At 69.5% G+C, this 1,185-nt stretch carries 2 protein-coding genes; both read left to right on the forward strand.

The features are described from left to right. On the forward strand, positions 1-241 hold a 241-nt coding region (locus ACFWF3_RS36560; protein ID WP_379318786.1), incomplete at its 5' end, for a MarR family winged helix-turn-helix transcriptional regulator. Positions 242-341: 100 nt separating this feature from the next. After that, on the forward strand, positions 342-1,185 hold an 844-nt coding region (locus ACFWF3_RS36565; RefSeq protein ID WP_379318788.1), incomplete at its 3' end, for a PucR family transcriptional regulator.

Consider the following 1,185-nt stretch of genomic DNA (forward strand, 5'->3'; position numbering starts at 1 on the left):
CTCCGGTGCCAGCCGCATGGTGCGTGACGCCGTCGCGGCCGGATACCTCGCCCGCGAGGGCTCAGCGGACGACCGCCGCCGGGTCGTCGTGCGACTCACCGGCAGCGGCCGCGAGTTGTCCGCCGCATCCCATGACTGGCAACGCCGATGCTTCGATCAGCTCACCGCGTCGTGGACCGGGCACGACCGTCGCCAATTCGCCGGCTACCTGGAACGCCTCGCCGACGAAACGATCCGATGAGCTCCCGCTTCGAACAGGTGGCGACGCTGATCAGCGGTAGTCGGGGTCGGGCGTAGCGTCTAGCGATATGGCCGCGAGATCCAAGCACACCCTTCCCTCGGTGGGTACGAGGGAGCTGGTGGCCGCGTGCCGAACCGAGATTCCCGCGCTGACCAGGCAGTTGATCGCCGCGATCTTCACCGATATTCCGGAGTGGACCGACTACTCGCCGGTGAGCCGGGAGGACCTGCACCATGCGTGCTGCCGGTATCTGACCAGGGTGCTCGACCTGGTCGCCGGTGACGTCACGGGCCCGGATCGCGACGATGTCGCCGCCGCCATCGGCCGTAATCGGGCCGCGCAGGGCGTGCCCCTGGAGGTCATGTTGCGGACGTTCCGGCTCGGCGGTCAGATCGTGTGGGAGGCGCTGCTCGACAAGGCCGGCGAACTCCCGCCCGGTGAGGTCCGCAAGATCGGAGTGGCGACCTGGTCGGCCATCGACGGCATGTCGTCGTCGCTGGTCACCTCCTATCGCAGCACCGAACTGGAGCAGGTTCGTCGCGACGAGCGGCGACGGCACGGCGTGATCGAGGACCTGCTGGCGGGCAGCGCGCGCGACGCGACTTTCGCCGCGCGTGCGGCGCGCGAGCTGAACTTGCCCGCCCACGGTGGGTATCTGGTGGTCGCGGTGCGCGGTGATCGTCCGCACGTGGAGTTCGGCACCGAGACCGCGTTGGCGGCCATGGGCATTCGGTCGGTCTGGCACGACCGCGTCGAGACCATGGTGGGGCTGGTCTCACTCGAGCAGCGAGACGGTTCCGCTGTGCTGGACCAGGTCGGAAGCCGGATCCGGGGCCGGGCGGCGGCGTCACCGGTGGTGCAGGGATTGGCGCAGATCGATACGGGCCACGCGCTGGCGATGCTCGGCTTGGAGACCCTGCCCGCGACAGCACGGGGTCTGGTGT

Origin of the sequence: Nocardia sp. NPDC060220 (genome assembly GCF_042727815.1) — a bacterium.
GTDB lineage: Bacteria > Actinomycetota > Actinomycetes > Mycobacteriales > Mycobacteriaceae > Nocardia.